The organism is Gilvimarinus sp. 1_MG-2023 (assembly GCF_030548285.1).
In genome coordinates, this window is sequence record NZ_JAUOSC010000166.1 from 1 (window position 1) to 440 (window position 440).

At 57.3% G+C, this 440-nt stretch carries 1 protein-coding gene; it reads right to left on the reverse strand.

The features are described 5' to 3' along the window. Positions 1 to 430, reverse strand: a 430-nt coding sequence (locus Q4563_RS23640; RefSeq protein ID WP_442903765.1) for a terminase large subunit domain-containing protein, incomplete at its 3' end; no start/stop codon positions are given. Positions 431 to 440 lie beyond the last annotated feature (10 nt).

A 440-nucleotide genomic window follows, 5' to 3' on the forward strand; every position in this document is an offset into this window, starting at 1 on the left:
CACCTTCTCCGTCTGCCAGGAGGCCGTAATTGGCGACGACGGCGGCTTTGGTGGTTTTGCCGTTTTTTCGGGCCACTTTTTCGTAGGCGATCCGGAATCGACGGGTGCCATCCGTTCGGAGCCATCCAAAGATTTGGGCCAGGCCAAAACATTGCCATGGTTCAAAATCAATCGGCTTGCCAGCCCAATCGCCTTCGTATTGGCGGCAGTAGCCGGAGAACCGGAAAAAACGACCCGCGGCGTTTTCGTCAAACCTCAGCCCGCGGCGTTCGGCTGTTTCCAGATCTCGGTACCATCGGTCGATTGCTAGTCGGGTCATGCGGCAAACCGGGATCTGGCCATCTCGAACATCGGCGGCGTACTGGTACGCTCGGTCCAAGTAAATCCGTGCCAGGTCAATCCGGGGTACGGCTGCAATAGCGGCACTCATAGATCAAGAT